The sequence below is a fragment of the Devosia soli genome (assembly GCF_000970455.1).
Taxonomy (GTDB): Bacteria; Pseudomonadota; Alphaproteobacteria; order Rhizobiales; family Devosiaceae; genus Devosia; species Devosia soli.
This window is the reverse complement of the sequence record NZ_LAJG01000015.1, coordinates 20522-37068: the sequence shown is the minus strand read 5'-3', so window position 1 is coordinate 37068 and position 16547 is coordinate 20522. Positions and strand designations below refer to the sequence as shown.

Genomic DNA, 16547 nt, shown 5'->3' with positions numbered 1-16547 from the left:
CCACCGCCTCGTCAAAGAGGGTGCGCCGCGGACTGACCATCTGATTTCATCCTTGACGCCCTAGAGCAGGCCCTGCATGACCAGCAACAATCGCATGGCTGTGGCCTGATCCATCACAGTGATAGAGGCAGCCAGTACGTGGATATCAAGTACGTTGACCAGCTGGCCGAGGCCGGTGTTCAGCCGTCAGTGGGCAGCGTTGGGGACTCTTATGACAATGATTGGGCAATACCATTAACTGTCCCTACAAGGCAGAGGTCATCCCTCGACGCTGCTTTTCGCGCAGCTGTAAGATGGAGCTCGCCTCCATCGAATGGGTCCCTGGTTCATTCACTGTAGCCTGCTCGACCCGCTTGGTACCATCCCGCCCGCAGAAGCCAATGCAAACTTCTACGCCGCACTGTAACAGCCGGGCATTATCGCATAACTTGGACCAAATGGTCCCCGGCGAAACCTGTGCGGTTCAATTTTCGAAGGACAGTACTCACTGGTGTATTTGAACCGGAAGGCCAGAACAGACCCGGTTCAGAGATTGCTATACCCAAAAGTTACCATCAGAATCGTTTTCACAAGGCATAGGTTCCTAGTTCGCACTCGATGCGTCACCGTGAGTTGTGCTGGTTCAATTGCAGAGGTTGCTGTGGAATGTCAGATAGCACCCTCTGCCGTGGCCTATGTGCTCCGCCGATCAAGGGGCAAGAACAATAAGGACCTGCAGCAGACAGCCAGCGTCGAGTGCACCATTGTCGATTGCGGACTTCCGGAGAGCCCAGTATCGGCGGCTCAATAGGGTCGGACACCCCTAACGGCCCGCAGCGTCTTCTCGAGCCTTGTTTAGCTCAGGACGCGATCTTGCGCGCTGGCCACCAATGAGCGCTATCAGAATGCAACTGCCCTCTGCCTGGCGTTATGAATGTGCCGTTCCATCGCGGAGACAGCGCGATCTCGGTCGCGTGCGATGATGCCATCGATGATCTCGAGATGGTCTTCGAGGGCAGGGGTGAGAACGACCGGATTGAGGCGGAAGCGGTCGAGAGCGATCATGCGCACGCGAAGCGAATTGATGGAATAAGCCTGGATCAGGGTCTCGTTACCGGTGCCTGCGATAAGGAATTCATGGAAGCCGCTATCAATGTTTTGAGCTTCTTCTAGAAGCTGGGCGGTGATCCCGCTTGAGGCGCGATCGAGTACAGAGACGTGCAGCGCCTTTTGAGTCATGAGCGCATCGTCGCTGATATGGTCGAGAGCGTAGATTGTGGCTTCCCGTTCGAAGGCGACGCGCAATTGGTAAGATTCGCGGATCATCCGAAGATCAACCGCAGTAATCTGGATTCCCCGCTGCGGCATGACCGAGAGAAGCCCCTCGGCTTCCCACCGGGCAAGAAGTTCGCGCAGGGCGCCCAACGAGATGCCGAGCTTGGCCATGAGCTCGCGTTGCGACAAGTTCTGGCCAGGTCGCACATCGCCGGCCAGGAGCAATTGTTGGAAACGCCGATAGGCAGCCTGGCGGTTGAGGCCGATATCGGTGCCCAAACTGCGATCAGCGGATAGGGCGTTTGCTAGCTCGCTTTTAGCCGAAAGCATCGGCGATCTCCAATCCGTCTGGGGCAGCGCCTAGTTAACCGAGACGGGTGCCGAAATCAAAACCGGTTGCGGCAAAACTTTCAACAAGAGTTCTAGCCCTTGCTTCGTCGAGGGGTAGAAGTGGCGGCATGGGCCTGCTCCAGGCAGGGTCTTTGGTCATTTGCGCCTTGAGAGCCTTGAGTGCAACGACGCCGCCATTGGCATCGACAGCCTCGATGCGCTGCGCCGCCCGCTGGATGGCAGCGGCATCATTGCGCTGCTCTGGCGCTGCGTAACGCTGGGCTAGTTCGGCGGCGACGATGTTGGGCATGCCGCCAATCATTCCTGCGCCGCCATTGCCGACAAGTGCGGGGAAGACACGATCATCGCCGGTAAAGATCTGCAATTGAGGGAAGCGGCGGCGCAGGTCGAGCGTCTGCGGCTCGATGCCGGTAGAATCCTTGATGCCGACGATGCGATCGCCATGCCGGGCCAGCAGCATCTCGATCAGTTCGGCTGTGAAGGGCGCCCTGCTTAGCTGGGGGATGTGATAGAGCACGACATCGATAGGGAAACCGCCAAGGCGATCCGCGCAGGCGGCAAAATAGGCGGCGATGCCCTCGGTGCTGGCGCCGTAATAATAGGGCGGCACGATCAGGACGGCGCGACAGTCGAGATCGGCGGCGGCTCGAATGGTGGCGATGGTATCGTCCAGCGCAACGCTCATCGTTGCCGGAATGACGCGGCCCATGTCGAAACCGTTTGCGGCCAAAGCCTCTAGCGCCTGGCGCTTTTCCGGAGCCGAGAACGACGGGCCTTCGCCCGTCGAGCCGAACGGGGAAACGTAGGTGCAGCCTTGTTCAAGCAGCCAACCCAAATGCTGCTCGAGCCTTTCGACATCGACGCGAAAATCTTCGGTCACCGGTGTCAGGGAAGCGGCGACGATGCCGGTGATGGGCAGGGTTTCCGGGCGCTCATGCGTCGCGGCCTTGGTGGAAATCATCTGTTGGGTCACTGATACAATCACCGATTTAAGCAAAGAGACAATCAAGTATTTACATGCGGTCCAATTTCATGCAACTTCATTTTGCTGACGGGTTGAAATGAGCCTGATCGCGTGAAGGAGAAAGCTCGTGGCGGAACTGGAACTGTCGGGCGTGTCAAAGACCTACGGCGCGTTCAATGCGCTCAAGGACGTGTCGCTCGAGATCGCCGATGGCGAGTTTGCAGTGTTCGTCGGGCCGTCCGGTTGCGGCAAGAGCACGCTTCTGCGTCTCATCGCGGGACTCGATCCGGTCAGCGAGGGCCAGATCGCCATTGGCGGCAAGGATGTGACCTCGCGGCAAGCAGGCCAGCGGCCAATCGCCATGGTGTTCCAGAATTACGCGCTCTATCCGCATATGAGCGTATACGACAACATCGCCTTTCCGCTGCAGATGGAACGTCGGCCCAAGGATGAAATCCGCGCCGAAGTCGCCAAGGCCGCTCAGATCGTGCAGCTTTCGACCCGCTTGCAGGACAAGCCATCCAAATTATCCGGGGGTCAGCGCCAGCGCGTGGCGATTGCCCGGGCCATCGTCCGCAAGCCGGGCATTTTCCTGATGGACGAGCCGCTGTCGAACCTCGATGCGGCCTTGCGCATGGAAATGCGTTCCGAGCTGACCCAACTTCACCGCCGGCTCGGCTCGACCATGGTCTATGTGACGCATGACCAGCTCGAAGCCATGACCATGGCCGACCGCATCGTGGTGCTGAACGGTGGCAAGGTGGAGCAGGTGGGTCCGCCGATGGAACTCTACCATAATCCGGCCAACCTGTTCGTTGCCGGATTTATCGGCAGTCCGCCGATGAATTTTCTGGCCGGAACGGTGCGTAGCGCCGAGGGCGCGACGGTGTCTGTCGAGGCGGCGCGGATCGGTGTCGTTACGCTGCCCTTCAGCGGCGAGCACCTTTCTGCGGGCGACAGCGTGACGCTAGGCATACGGCCCGAAGCGCTCGAGCTCGGCGCCGGAAGGCAAGTGCAGTTTTCGGTGGTGCCGGAGGCGGTCGAGCGGCTTGGCCTGCATACGATCGTCCATGCCGGGGAAGAGGGGCGGCCGTTTACGGCCTTGTTCAACGGCGATCCCAAATTGCGCGCAGGCGAGGCGATCAACGTGAGCGTCGATGGGGCGAGCGTGAAGGTGTTCGACGCCGATGGGATTTTGCGATCCCGGCGGGCCGAGGTGTGATGCAGGAAATCGGGTGAAGCGCGAGGAGAGGCTTCATCGCTTAACTTAAGGGAGTAGGGAACATGGAAAAACAGAATAAGACGGGACTCAATCGGCGCCAATTGTTGCTCGGCGTGGCGGCCGGCAGTTTGACGCTGGGGCTGGGCGGCTCGATCGGCCGGGCCTTCGGGCAGGACCAGCAACTGGTGTTCTGGTCGCAGTTTGCGGGTAGCAAGCGAGTGGCCGGCGAAGCGCTGGAAGCCGCCTTCAAGGAAGCGCATCCGGAGCGCAACCTCGTCAGCACGCTTTATGCGGAGCCGCCGCAGCTCAACGAAAAGATCCTGACATCGATCAACGGCAACACGGCGCCGGACCTTTTTGTCCAGCACTGGGATTACAACCTCACCTATGCTGCCGCCGACCGCATGCTCGATTTGGGCGAAGCGCTCAGCGTCTCGATAGACGATCTCGACCCCTCGCTTCTGGCCTATGGTCATATCAACGGCGCGCAATATTCGGTGCCTATGTATGGCACGTCGCGCGGCATCGGTTTCAACCGCGCCCATGTGGTCGAAGCAGGCCTTGATCCGGAAAACCCGCCCAAGACCTGGGCCGAGTTCCGCGACTGGGCCATCGCCCTGACCAAACGGCAAGAATCGGGTTTCCTCGAGCGCGCCGGCTTCTCGCTGTTCCACAACGACCTCGAAGCCTGGGAAGTGTTCACGCTATTCCTCCAGGGTGCGGGCGGCAAGCTACTTAACGACGACCTTTCTGCTCCAAGCTTTGCTGGGCCTGAAGGGGTCAAGGCGCTCACCTTTCTCAAGGGCCTCCTGATCGACGACCGAGTGTCGGATCTTGGGTTCGGCCTCGGGCCAGGCGGTCTTGCGAGCCCTTTCAACACGGCGCGGGCGGCGATGATAATTGCCGGCAATTATTCGACCAATAACGCCTTGCGTGCTGGCATCGAATTCGCCGTGGCGCCTATTCCGATGGAAAATGGCGGCTTCACCTCGCTGGTCGATCCGTTCTGCTACGCCATTCCGCGCGATGCGAAGAACATCGAGGGTGCCGTCGCATTCGTCGAGTTCGCGCTATCGCCAGAGCAGCAGGTTGCGTTCGCTGTGGAGAGCAAGAACGTGCCGGTGCTCAAATCCGCCCAACAGGATCCTGCGGTGCAGGCGGATCCCTATCTTTCCAAGTTCGTCGAAACCGCAAGCTATGCACCGCAGGAAGCGCCGGCGATCCCGGCCTTCTCGCGCATGGTGACGATCATCGCCCGTGCGGTGCAGGAAGCCATGTTCGGGCGGGCGAGCGTCGAAGATGCACTGAGTGCCGCAGCGGCCGAAGTGCAGACCATTCTCGACCGCGGCTGAGGAGTGATCATGCCATCCCGATCGGCCACTGCCGGACCGTTCAACAGGTCCTGGGGCGCCTATGCCTTTCTCGCCCCGGCCCTCTTGATCCTGTTCCTATCGCTGCTCCTGCCCGCGATCGCGACGATCGGGATGAGCTTCACCGACATATCATTCCTGAGGCCGGCCAATTGGGTGGGTCTAGACAATTACTTCCGGCTGATGGCGGATGGCCGCTTCCAGCAGGCCATCGGCAATACGATGTACTATACGCTTGGCGTGACGTTTCCGACCATGGCGCTGGGGCTTTTGGCGGCGGTGGCGCTCAATCGCAAGTTTCCCTTCCGTATCGTATTCCGGACCATCTTCTACCTGCCGGTGCTGACTTCGCTGATCGCGGCGGCGGTAGTCTGGGTCTATCTCTACGAGCCTTATTCGGGGCCTGTGAACGGGCTTTTTGTATCGCTCGGACTTGGTCCGCAGCCATGGTTGTCCTCGCCAAATCTTGCGATGATGGCGCTGATCATCATGGCGGTATGGCGTGATTTCGGCACGGCGATGATCATCTATCTCGCGGGCCTTCAGGATATTCCCGAGGAAATATACGAAGCGGCGCGGCTTGATGGCGCCAGCAAGTTTTCGATCCTCTGGCGCATCACAGTGCCGATGCTGGGATCGGTGACCTTCTACCTGATGATCATCCTCATCGTGCAATCTTTCCAGGTGTTCGGCGCGATCTACGTGATGACCGGCGGCGGACCGCTGGGATCGACCGAGACCATCGTCTTCCAGATGTACCAGACGGCCTTCGGCTACACCGAGTTCGGCTACTCGGCGGCGATGTCGACGGTGTTGTTCTTCGTCATCCTGCTGTTTTCGCTGGTGGGGACCAAAATCATGCGGAGGGGCGAGGGATGAGCGTCGTGGCAACCCAATCCAATCTGACGCGGACGGATGAGCGCTCGTTCCCGCTGTCGCGGTTCATCCCCTGGGGCGAACGGATCGTCGGCTATGGCCTTCTGCTGTTCGCGGCCTTTGCGACAATGGCTCCGTTTCTCTGGATGGTGTCGACATCCTTCAAGGCAGACGCGGAAGTTTTTCAATTTCCACCCAGCTTCATACCGCAGGGCCTCGGATGGCAGAATTATCTCGATGTGATCTACCTGCCCGATAGTGGACGGCAATTGGTCAATAGCCTCGTTTTTGCGCTCGGCTCGACCATCTCCAACCTCATTTTCTGTTCGCTGGCCGGTTATGCGCTGGCGCGCATGCAGTTTCGTGGCAAGACGATAGTCTTCGCCCTTGTGGTCGGCCTCCTTATGGTGCCGGCGCAGAGCCAGATCGTGCCGGTGTTCCTCATCGTACAGAAGATCCCGTTTGCGGGTGGCAATGACTGGCTGGGCAATGGTGGCACGGGTCTACTCAATACGTATTGGGGCATGATCCTGCCGACGGCGGCGACGCCATTCGGCATCTTCCTGATGCGGCAATTCTTTACTCGCATTCCGATCGAATATGAGGAATCCGCTCGTCTTGATGGCGCCAAGTCCTTCACGATCTTCTGGCGTATCCTCCTGCCACTGGCGCGGCCGGCTATGGCGGTGCTGGGTGTGCTCAGCTTTCAGAGCGCCTGGAACGAGTTTATCTGGCCGCTGATCCTGACCAATTCGCGGGATATGGCGACGCTGCAGATTGGGTTGCAATTGCTGCAGAGCGGGCCGGACGCGCGCTGGAACGTGGTGATGGCAATGGCAACATTGATCACCGTGCCGATCATCATCGTCTTCCTTTTCGCCCAGCGCTTCGTCATCGACGGCGCAGTCACGAGCGGCGTCAAAGGCTAGGCGCAGCTATTACAATACCAACACCCGAGCGCCGGACGGCGCCACGAGGAGACTTTCCCATGATCGAGCATGTTGACGTCTATCGCGTCCCCGGAGAATACGCGGCCTGGCCTGCAAATTACGGGCTTTGGGCCTGGGGCGACGAGATCGTCGCGGTGTTCTCGCAAGGGTTCAAGGGCGTGCAGGAAAACCTTCATGCCCGCGACATGACCCGTCCGTTCGTCGGCAAGCAAGCGCGCAGTCTTGACGGCGGGCATACCTGGACGCCCGAACCATTCAATGGCCATATCCCTGGTGGGACGTCGTTGTCGGGCGACGAGCATGTGGTGGAGGCTTTGCAGTCCCAGCCCAATATCGTGCCGGATCGCGACCTTCAACCGCTCGAGCATCCCATCGATTTTCTTGATCCGGAAACCATCGTCATAGCGGCACGCACCGGGCTCAACCTGGGCTCGATCAGCTGGTTTTATGTGAGCCGCGACCGCGCACGTTCGTGGGAGGGGCCATATCGCTTTGGCAATTTTGGTCTGCCGGGGATTTCTGCACGCACCGATATCGTCCCACTCGGGCATCACGAAGCGCTATTTCTGCTGACGGCCGTCAAGAGCAACGGCAAGGAAGGGCGTGTATTCTGCGTGAGGACGCGCGATGGTGGCCAGAGCTTCAACTTTGAAAGCTTTGTCGGCGAAGAGCCGGATGGTTATGCGATCATGCCAGCGTCGCTCAAGATGAATGACGGCAGCATTCTTTCGCTTGTGCGCTGTTCGACACCGGGTAAGGGTCCGGACCGCAAAGCCTGGATCGAGCAGTATCGTTCACTCGATGAGGGCAAGAGTTGGACGCTGGAAGGAAGGGCTGTCGACAATACCGGTTTTGGCGGAAATCCGCCGACCTTGACGCGGCTGGGCGACAAGAGACTGTTGCTGATTTACGGTTTCCGTGACGCGCCGTTCGGCATGCGCGCCCGCACCAGCAGCGACGAAGGCGCTAGCTGGAGCGACGACATCGTGCTGCGAGACGATGGGGGCATGTCGGATCTTGGCTATCCGCGTACTGTTGCGCTTGATGACGGCAAGGCGCTCACGGTTTACTATTTCAATGGAGGTTCCGATAGCGACCGATATATCGCCGCGACGTTGTTCAAGCTTTGAGTGGCAGCTTTTGGATTCGCTCAACGATGACTTAACGATCGGAATAGGACGGGTTTTCACCGCACGATCTAGGTCATGTTGACAAAGTATGGCATCCATATCCTGGCTGCGGCTAAGGCCAGGAAGGCGGCGAAGGATTTTGCGGTCTTGTCGAAGCGCGTGGCGATGCGGCGGAACTGCTTGAGCCTGTTGAACATGCGCTCGATGCGGTTGCGATCCTTGTAGGCCCGGAAGTCACATGGGGGCGGGTTCTTGCGGTTGGCCTTGGGCGGGATCACCGGAACGATGCCGCTCAATAGCAAATCCTCGCGCACGGCGTCGCCATCGTAGCCTTTGTCGGCCAGGAGCAATCGTGGCTTGCCCACCGGCATGGCCATCAAGGCAGGAACGGCTGCATAGTCGGACGCTTCCCCGCCCGTCAGGACAAAGCCAAGAGGGCGTCCTTGACCGTCTGTGCGGGCGTGGATTTTGCACGTAAAGCCGCCGCGTGATCGACCAAAAGCCTCCTTATGAGTCCCCCTTTAGCGCCCGCTGCCTGCGAATGGCCGCGCACCGTTTTGCTGTCGATCATGTGTTGCCAGTCATCGGTGAGCCCGAGTTCGACCAGGGTTTCGAGCAGGGCGTCCCAGACCCCTTGCTCGGCCCAGCGGCGAAACCGGACATAGACCGAGTTCCACTTGCCATAGCGCTCATGCATGTCGCGCCAGGGGCAACCAACCCGCAGAACGTGGAGCATCCCATTTAGATATCGGCGATTGTCTTGCGCCGGCCGGGACTTGCGACCTCGCTCAGCCGGCGAAAGCTCGCCAATGAGCCGCCACTCTGCGTCCGACAAATCCCCACGTGCCAAAACCGCCTCCTAAAAAGCAGTCTTGAATCACGGCAAAGCCGATTTGAGAATCCACTTTGTCAACAGGTGCTAGACAAATGCCCGGAAAGCGATGTCGAAAAGCAAATGGTCCGTTGAGGCCCTCGTTCTTTCTCGACGCGGCTTTTCGAAAGGCAGCGCGTTCGGGCAAATTGGATAACGCCTTCTATCGTGCATTAACCGAGCTGTGGGGATGTCCCGCTGCAATAAGGGTCAGGCAACGGCCCATCCCTTCCTCTGGATCCTGTGGCAATCCAAGAAGGCGATGCGGGCAGATCCATTGTTGAGCGGACCACGGCGGACTGATCTTGCCGAAGGAGTTCCTTCACATCCGCATTTTCGGTGAGTAGCTGCGGTGCACGATATGGATGGTCGTTTGACTGCCAATTCCCCAATGCTACGAGAGGTTTTCCTTCTCTCTGACTCTCTTCCTAATACAATATGTGTTTCATGAGACCGTCCGCGCGCGAAGGTTGTCTCAGCCATCATCTGGCGACAAACCGAACCACTTATTCTATTAAGCAACCTTCGATCAGCGAGGCGATGACGGCCCAGTTTTCTGCTCCAGCATCATGGCCGGCAACGAGCGCGTTCTTTCGGTTCAACGCAATCGGGCGGATGGTCCGCTCAACTCCATTGTTGTCGAGCTCGATGCGGCCATCGGCCAGGAACAGCGTGAGCCCTGTCCCGTATTTCGCGATGTAGCTCAAGGCTTCCCCAATGGGCGCTTTGGCCGAGACGCGGGCGCGATGATGATCGAGCCATGCCTTTATCCGCGCGACAGCTGGTCCGGATCGTTGCTGGCGAGCAGCGAGACGCTGTTCAGGGCCGAGGCCCCGGATATCGGCTTCAATGGCATAGAGCTCGCCGATGAGCCGCACACCCTCTTGTGCAATCGTGGCGGTACCGGCGCGTGTGATCTCGACCAGCTTGCGACGGGCATGGGCCCAACAATAGGCGAGCTGTATACCCACGCCGAGGCGGCCGGGCGCAATCAGCCGATTATAGCCGGCATAGCCATCCACCTGCAGGATGCCGCCAAAGCCCTGCAAGATCCGTTCGGCATGAAGGCCACCCCGGCCCGGGGCATAGGTGAAGGCAACGCCGGGTGGTGCGGTGCCATTCCAGGGACGATCATCGCGGGCCAAAGCCCAAAAGTATCCGGTCTTGGTTTTTCTGGCCCCAGGATCGAGCACCGGCGCACGGGTTTCGTCCATGAACAGCTTCGAAGACCGTTTCAAATCTGCCATGAGCGCATCGTAAACCGGACGCAGCTCGAAGGCGGCCCGACCGACCCAGTCGGCAAGGGTTGAGCGGTCCAGATCAACACCCTGTCGGCTAAAGATCTGCGCCTGGCGATAGAGCGGCAGGTGATCGGCATATTTGCTGACCAGAACATGGGCGACGGTGGCCTCGGTCGGCAGCCCACCCTGGATCAGCCGGGTGGGCGCTGGCGCCTGCACCACGCCGTCCGTGCAGGACCTGCAGGCATATTTGGGACGACGGGTCACAATCACGCGGAACTGGGCCGGGATTACGTCGAGCCGCTCGGAGATGTCTTCACCAATACAGTGCAAGCAACCGCCGCAGCCACAGACCAGACTTTGGGGCTCGATGATCTCCTCGATCCGCGGCAAGTGCTTGGGCAGCGAACCACGGTTGGCGTTGCGCGGTTTGGCCGGCCGTCGAGCGACGCGATCCTCGGCGTCCTCTTCGGCATGGATAACCGCGATTGCCGTTTCCAGATCTTCCAGCGCCAGTTCGCACTGGTCAGGATCGCTCTTTTCCGACCGGCGTCCGAAGGCTGCCTGCTTGAACGCGGCGACCAGCTTTTCGAGGTACGCGATCCGCTCGTCCTTGCGCTGATCGCGCAACGCCGCAGCGACAAGCATCGCCTTGAGGGAGGCAATATCGTCAGGAAGTTCGGCGGCCTCGAGCATGACCGGAATCTACCAGATCAGGCCCCTTCGATCCCGCAAAAAGACAAGCCCTGAGTCATCCTGCCGCAGTCATTCCACCGCTTCTGGCGCCTTCGCTTCCACCGCCCGAACCCGCCGCCAATCGAGCCCAGAGAACAGCGCCGCGAACTGCGCGTGGCTCAACGTCATCAGGCCGTCTGTCACCGCAGGCCAACTGAAGCTGTGCTCTTCCAATCGCTTGTAAGCCATGACGAGACCCGTGCCGTCCCAGTAGAGCAACTTCAGCCGATCAGTCTTCCTGGCCCGGAACACGAAGACCGTGCCGGTGAACGGGTCCTCGTGCAACGCGTTCTTCACCATCGCAGCCAAGCTGTCGTGGCCTTTGCGGAAACCGAAGGTTCCGCGTAGCGAATTCGATCGGCTTGGTCGCCACCATGATCCGAACCCGGTTCGAGGGGAAGATCATGTGATCGCCGTCAGCGCATGGACCACCGAGGCTATCCGGGCCGCCGAAGCGCCAGGCTCGAGCCGGATGATCACCGATCCCACCACGACCTCGGGCCCAGCCGATGCCGTCCGCTCCGCGGCCGCCAGTGCCTCATCAACCGGAGCGACCATCAGCGTCGCAAACTCCACCGCATCCTCTGGTGCCGGCAGCACCAGCCTCCCCCTCCGCGCAAGGGTTCGCCAAGAGGAAATATGGTTGGGCTTCAGCCCATGCCGCTCCGCAACTTCACTAATGGTTGCTCCGGGCCGCAACGTCTCGGCGACAATCCGCGCCTTAACCGCATCGGGCCACTGCCGATTGCGGCGCCGTCTACCGCTATTTGTGAGAAGCTCCAATGGAGCGTCCATGGAGAAACTCCCGCACTGACATCAATCAGTGCGCAATCTCAATTGCAGGACCTTACCGCTGCGCAGTTAAGCTCGTTGTCGCTCCTGGCCATAGCTTCTTGGCAAATATTCGACCCTAGTTTCCAACAAGCAATTGTCGATCGCTCCGCCGTCGGCGCTGACGAAGAAGTTTGGATGGAGAACTTCGTGCATTGATCCATCCCACGCGATCTTCGGGCGCTCGGCACTTTAGGAAGCAGGGACTAGAACACCGTGTATGTTATTTCAGACCTCCGGTTCGTCGAGATCAGGCTCATCGTAAACACTGTGCTCTTCGGACCACTCCTCATCAAGATCGTCCATTTCCCATGAAGATTCGAAATCGACGCTTTCATCATCTTGGTCAAAAGGCACATCGACGCTGTCGAACGCGGCATGTTCCGCATCTAGGCCCTCGCTGAAGGTCGGATACCTCATCTCCTCAGCGAACCACCCTTCAAGCCGACCCTGCAAGAGGGTCTCATCGGCCGCCTTATTGTTGTTCGCGAAGACCCACTCGAGCTCTTCAGGAAAGGTTGCCATCATCCTCATGATGACGGCAATGGACGATTTGGAGGTTACGACTCGGCCATCAAAATCGACACCGAAGCGCGGCCATCCGCCCAAATTGACAGCTTCTGGCTTGGTGCGCGGGGCGAAGGCGATTGCCGTCAGCGGACAGGCTATAGTTCGCTTTTTGACGATCTGGATGGCAGGCCGGGAATAGTCCAGCGGCTTCCAATGGAGGACCGGCGCATGTTCTGCGATTAGGTCGACCAATTCCAGCGGTGGCCAGTCACTGTCTGCGCGTCTTAGCATGACTATCTTATTGTTGCCCGCAACCGTTGCAGCCAGGACCAGTGACAATTCTGCGGCGACAAGCGCATCGGGATCATCGAGGACAATAAGCGCATCAGAAACCATCTTGCGAGCAAGCCCCGCGAGCTCGATTACAATGGACGGCGGTGTCGGATGGCCGGCCGCGTTTGCGATCGAGACGGGCCGGAGACCAACAATTTTGGCTAGGCCGGCGATGTCGGCGGCCAAAGTCTCAGCTGCGTTTTCGGTTTCTACTACGACCAGATCCGGCCCTGAAAAGATATCGGCAAGGATGGTGCTCGTTGTTTGGGTATAACCCTCGATGACCAAATCTTCGACATCGCGTTGTCCAAGAAAACGCTCGGCGAGCATAATGGCGCGACCAAGCGCGGCTAACTCGTGATGAACTAGGCTGACGCTTGCGTACCATTCGCCAGCCACACCGGGCGTTGAAATCTCGATGCAGCCGCCAAGACCAAAGGCCGCTGCGGATGACTCCAGGGCCAGCGGTCTGGGAAGGTAGCGAAGGAAAAACTGCTGAAGCTCTGAGCGCGTGAATGGCGCTTTGAGGCTCTGTAGCGCTCCGTCTATCTTCAGTGCCGCATTGATATTGTCGTCCTCCCGGTTTTGATTAACGAGCAGGGCCCGCCCGTCGCCCCCGGAATTGATTTTACGCTGTTTGGCCCGCCATCCGCGCACCACCCGCAATGGCGCGGTTGTCAGCGATACCGGCGGGTTCGGATTGACCCGAAGTTCGCTTCCGATTGCCGCGAAAAACGCATTCTGGAATGTTCCCCAAAGTCGTCCCCAATTCCGGCCGAAGGTCTTTCCGTTGCGGTTCACCGGGTCAAGAACGGTGTAACGCCGTTTCGCCCAGCCGTGGGGGGTACGTTGTCTGGGGGAAAGAAGGACATGCGCGTGAAGGTTAGCGTTCGACATGGCGATTACCGTCCCAAACGCGTCTTCGTCTCCCGCCGATATCAGACTCGATTCGACCCCGAGCCCTCGTTCTGACCCATGTGGTGCATGCACTGCGACTACTGCTGTGAGCCCATGCTTTTCTACAATAGTGTCGCGGATGAAGCTCTCCGCCATCGATCGGCTGATTTCGATCGACTGTTCTTGCGGCATCGGAAGCGCAAGAACTAGCTCAATGCCGAGTGCGGCATCCTTACGGGTGCTGGCCATGTCGATCCCGTTACAGAGGTCGATGGCGGAATCAAACGGCGCGGCCCCGGATGGCAGAAGCATTGTACTGCCGAGAAAATCTCCGTGATGTGTGAAGTCGAAAATTTGCCCAGTGCGATCCGAAATTGCCCGCGTGCGCATCACGTATGCCACTCGCTCGAGCGTCGAGTGTCCGCGTGAGCGTTGAATAAGCTCGGCCCTTGCAAAAGGTATCGCCACTGCCTGTCTTTCCAGAAAACGAACCGCCAACCACAGGGTTTGGCAAGAGACAAAACTGAAATTCGCATAGCAAGCTTAAATTTGCGGCTCAAGCGCGTGTGCCTTGCTTGGAACGGCCTCACTATAGGTTGGCAGACGGTTTGCAAGGTGCATGCCGCCGCGTCAATGTAGAAAGGCCTCTGATGCCGACGGAACCGAAAATTGATATTGTCGAAACGGCTAAAATTCTGAAGGAAACAAGCCGCAATCTGAACAAGTTTCAGCTTCGCGGACAAACTCCGGCAGCGCGCTCGCAGGCATTGTCGCAGCAGCGTGCCCGAGTTGAGGTCGCTGAGATCAGGGGCAATCTCGCGATAAAGGGGGCACTCGCCCGCATCTGCGACGAAATTGGGCTTGATCGCTGCCTTCTCGACACAGTCTGTCTGCGTGGGGCCATGCTTATGGCGATGGACAGCGAGCGCGATCCCGTAGCGATCCAGCGCTTCCGGGCCCGCGATGCCGAGTTTCAGAAGTCGCGAAAAAAACAGAAGGTGGGTATTCCCGCCTTCATTGCCGTAGCGGCCCCAAGCAATGAGCTTATCGAAAAGGCACAGCAGATGGGCTTCAAGCGCGATTTGCTCGTCGGAGGATTCCGGGGCAGAGGGGCGCTTACCGACCTCATTACTCTTGGCGAGAGCTTTTCCTTGACAATACGTGTCGAGATCAATCGGTCTGCGTATCTGTTGGTGAATGCCGGTGAGGCCGATGCCGCCGTCTTCGAAATGCTCAGCAAGAACGATGACGCAAACGAAGGTGACGCGGCTGGAGCGACGGACGACAACCAGTTGCTTGTCAGTGATGCCGGCGAGCCTAGCGCCGCCGTGGATGACTTTCCGCTTATGAAAAATGTCGTGGCAGATACCGAGCGTGACGAGGAAGGTCGCTCGTCAGAAAATACCATCCGCCGTCATGGGATCGGTGGCCCATTGCGCCGGACGCCTTAGGAGGTTGATCGGCGAAGACTGCGATAGCCAGATGCCTCGATCCTCCGGGAATACTATAAGCGGAGGAGTGGCATGTCTGCCGGATCTCACGTCGCAACCGTTAAAAGGCAGGACCTTGCGTCCTGCCTTTTCATTGCTCTAAGCATTCCCGGCGAAATGTTCGAGCGCTTGCGATTGGGGGCATCTCGAACGCACTATGTCGTTGGTGATAGCTGCCTAAACCCGGCTTCTTTCAATTTTTATGTTTATTAGGATTTGTCCCTTTCGAGAGGCCGAGCGAGCATACCTCACAAACAAATTGTGAGAACGATTCTTGAATAAATCTCTGAATGCGCCGCTGACGCTGAAAGCTCTCGAAACTGAACTTCGCCTCGCTCTGCTCGTGCAGGCAAGTCAACTCGGATTTATCGCAAATTCCGATGCAGCCTCAACATTTATTGGGCAAGAAGTGGATTGGGATCATTGGTGGGGCCAGGAAGTCGACTTTGATCTTACGAACTTTCACATCTGGAATGTCGTGAAGGCCGCGCCAATATGTAGTCCATCTCGATCCGACCGATTATTTCCGCTACGAGATAAATCTACGAGATCTGCTCGGGGGCCTTTGTCAACGTGATTGCAATGACGTGGATAGCCCCTTGTCATATTCTGATAGCTGCCTGAGTTATCTCGGGGAGAAAGCACATGCTCGCTATTGTTTCGACAATGATCTCATGATGGATATCAAGCAAGTTTCGCTTCTCATCGACTGCGACGAAATGACCACAAGGCTTTTGCTCGCTGAGGGCGTGAACTACATAAGTTCTATGTATAGAGCCCGGGAGATCTCAGAGATAGTTAGGGTGCATCCCAATTTTTCAGCGACCCGCAAGATCCACCCGAATAGTGTTGCATCTTAGGTTGAGAGGCGAGCCGGCGATTATTAGGGCTCCTTTAAGTCTCGCAAAGAATGCGGGAGAGCCCTGAGCCCCATCATCAACTGAAATGTGTAACACGCGATCGTCGGACCAAATGATGGAGGTTAGAGCATCTACCTGCACCATTTCCAAACTCAGAATCGGGGTGCAGGTGCCTTGCTAATCAAGGGGTCTGCGCCCCAATTGGTTTTAAAAATTCGACCTTTGGTCCTGGCTGCCTCGTGGCAATTTCAGATGGTGCGCTTGCGAGCAGTAACTTCGATCTCGACTTTGATCTCTTGCCTGGAAACCCGCAGATGATCGTACTGTTCGTGGGGCACGGATCCGAGAAGGTTTCACCCAAGACCCCTGAAACAGTCATCACATCCTGCCGATCTGAACCGCGCCGGGAATTCCGGAGGCTGTTTGGTTTAAGTTATGCGGCCATGGCCGGTTGTTCCAGTGCCGCGTAGAAGTTTGCCTCGGCCTCTGCTGGCGGGATGTTTCCGATGGGTTCGAGGAGGCGCCGGTGATTGAACCAATCGACCCATTCTAGAGTGGCGAACTCGACGGCTTCGACGCTTCGCCACTTTCGAGAATGGCGAGAGTTCATCGGCGACCGCATTGCCCCAAGAGAGATTCGCACCTTGGGTCAGGAGAGGGGT

General features: G+C 58.4%; 11 protein-coding genes and 5 pseudogenes. 8 read left to right on the top strand and 8 right to left on the bottom strand.

The window, feature by feature from the left end; genetic code table 11:
• Positions 1-39: 39 nt before the first annotated feature.
• A pseudogene (locus tag VW35_RS21970) lies at positions 40-406 on the top strand (IS3 family transposase); the annotation flags it as partial.
• 473 nt (positions 407-879) lie between these two features.
• On the opposite strand, the gene VW35_RS08695 reads toward VW35_RS21970, so the two are convergent.
• Positions 880-1584 carry a GntR family transcriptional regulator gene (locus VW35_RS08695; RefSeq protein WP_083982586.1) on the bottom strand — a complete coding sequence of 235 codons (705 nt, stop codon included), beginning with the start codon at positions 1582-1584 and terminating at the stop codon, positions 880-882.
• A 34-nt stretch (positions 1585-1618) separates the two neighbouring features.
• Entirely contained in the window at positions 1619-2578 is a 960-nt protein-coding gene (locus VW35_RS08690) for a dihydrodipicolinate synthase family protein (RefSeq protein WP_152662534.1), read from the bottom strand.
• Positions 2579-2696: 118 nt separating this feature from the next.
• On the opposite strand from VW35_RS08690, the gene VW35_RS08685 reads away from it, so the two are divergent.
• From VW35_RS08685 to VW35_RS08665, 5 genes are all read left to right on the top strand, one after another.
• The gene (locus VW35_RS08685; RefSeq protein ID WP_046142667.1) at positions 2697-3791 is read left to right on the top strand and encodes an ABC transporter ATP-binding protein; all 1095 of its coding nucleotides are present in this window, start codon (positions 2697-2699) and stop codon (positions 3789-3791) included.
• Positions 3792-3853: 62 nt separating this feature from the next.
• Positions 3854-5143: an ABC transporter substrate-binding protein gene (locus tag VW35_RS08680; RefSeq protein ID WP_046142666.1), complete on the top strand. Its 1290-nt coding sequence runs from the start codon at positions 3854-3856 to the stop codon at positions 5141-5143.
• Between the two features lie 9 nt (positions 5144-5152).
• Entirely contained in the window at positions 5153-6040 is an 888-nt protein-coding gene (locus VW35_RS08675; RefSeq protein ID WP_046142719.1) for a carbohydrate ABC transporter permease, read from the top strand.
• The gene (locus tag VW35_RS08670; protein ID WP_052951606.1) at positions 6037-6966 is read left to right on the top strand and encodes a carbohydrate ABC transporter permease; all 930 of its coding nucleotides are present in this window, start codon (positions 6037-6039) and stop codon (positions 6964-6966) included. The genes VW35_RS08675 and VW35_RS08670 overlap by 4 nt, the downstream gene beginning before the upstream one ends.
• 59 nt (positions 6967-7025) lie before the next feature.
• Positions 7026-8117 (top strand): sialidase family protein, encoded by a 1092-nt coding sequence (locus VW35_RS08665; RefSeq protein WP_046142665.1) that lies wholly within the window; start codon positions 7026-7028, stop codon positions 8115-8117.
• Positions 8118-8185: 68 nt separating this feature from the next.
• Here VW35_RS08665 and VW35_RS22270 read toward each other — a convergent pair.
• From VW35_RS22270 to VW35_RS21965, 4 genes and pseudogenes are all read right to left on the bottom strand, one after another.
• Positions 8186-8967, bottom strand: a pseudogene (locus VW35_RS22270) (IS5 family transposase).
• A gap of 539 nt (positions 8968-9506) precedes the next feature.
• A pseudogene (gene tnpC / locus VW35_RS08650) lies at positions 9507-10925 on the bottom strand (IS66 family transposase); the annotation flags it as partial.
• A gap of 69 nt (positions 10926-10994) precedes the next feature.
• Positions 10995-11291, bottom strand: a pseudogene (tnpB, locus tag VW35_RS21295) (IS66 family insertion sequence element accessory protein TnpB); the annotation flags it as partial.
• A gap of 75 nt (positions 11292-11366) precedes the next feature.
• A complete protein-coding gene (locus tag VW35_RS21965; RefSeq protein WP_342016815.1) occupies positions 11367-11663 on the bottom strand; it encodes a transposase in 297 nt (98 codons plus the stop codon).
• Here VW35_RS21965 and VW35_RS21955 point away from each other — a divergent pair.
• Positions 11622-11954, top strand: coding sequence for a hypothetical protein (locus VW35_RS21955; RefSeq protein ID WP_244465867.1), 333 nt, complete (start codon positions 11622-11624; stop codon positions 11952-11954). The genes VW35_RS21965 and VW35_RS21955 overlap by 42 nt on opposite strands.
• A gap of 69 nt (positions 11955-12023) precedes the next feature.
• Here the strand turns inward: VW35_RS21955 and VW35_RS08635 are convergent, their stop codons facing one another.
• Complete coding sequence (locus VW35_RS08635; RefSeq protein WP_280136760.1) at positions 12024-14003, bottom strand: MobA/MobL family protein; 1980 nt, start codon at positions 14001-14003, stop codon at positions 12024-12026.
• A gap of 182 nt (positions 14004-14185) precedes the next feature.
• Here VW35_RS08635 and VW35_RS08630 point away from each other — a divergent pair, with 182 nt between their 5' ends.
• On the top strand, positions 14186-14986 hold the full coding sequence (locus VW35_RS08630) for a hypothetical protein (protein WP_046142660.1): 801 nt from the start codon (positions 14186-14188) through the stop codon (positions 14984-14986).
• Positions 14987-16318: 1332 nt separating this feature from the next.
• On the opposite strand, the pseudogene VW35_RS08620 reads toward VW35_RS08630, so the two are convergent.
• Positions 16319-16471 (bottom strand): annotated as a pseudogene (locus VW35_RS08620) (IS3 family transposase); the annotation flags it as partial.
• Positions 16472-16547 lie beyond the last annotated feature (76 nt).

What these genes read in the sequence shown, in the direction of transcription:
- VW35_RS21955 (WP_244465867.1), top strand. Translation starts at nt 11,622, where the DNA reads ATGCCGCTCCGCAACTTCACTAATGGTTGCTCCGGGCCGCAACGTCTC.
- VW35_RS08630 (WP_046142660.1), top strand. Translation starts at nt 14,186, where the DNA reads ATGCCGACGGAACCGAAAATTGATATTGTCGAAACGGCTAAAATTCTG.
- VW35_RS08665 (WP_046142665.1), top strand. Translation starts at nt 7,026, where the DNA reads ATGATCGAGCATGTTGACGTCTATCGCGTCCCCGGAGAATACGCGGCC.
- VW35_RS08675 (WP_046142719.1), top strand. Translation starts at nt 5,153, where the DNA reads ATGCCATCCCGATCGGCCACTGCCGGACCGTTCAACAGGTCCTGGGGC.
- VW35_RS08695 (WP_083982586.1), bottom strand. Translation starts at nt 1,584, where the DNA reads ATGCTTTCGGCTAAAAGCGAGCTAGCAAACGCCCTATCCGCTGATCGC.
- VW35_RS08670 (WP_052951606.1), top strand. Translation starts at nt 6,037, where the DNA reads ATGAGCGTCGTGGCAACCCAATCCAATCTGACGCGGACGGATGAGCGC.
- VW35_RS08680 (WP_046142666.1), top strand. Translation starts at nt 3,854, where the DNA reads ATGGAAAAACAGAATAAGACGGGACTCAATCGGCGCCAATTGTTGCTC.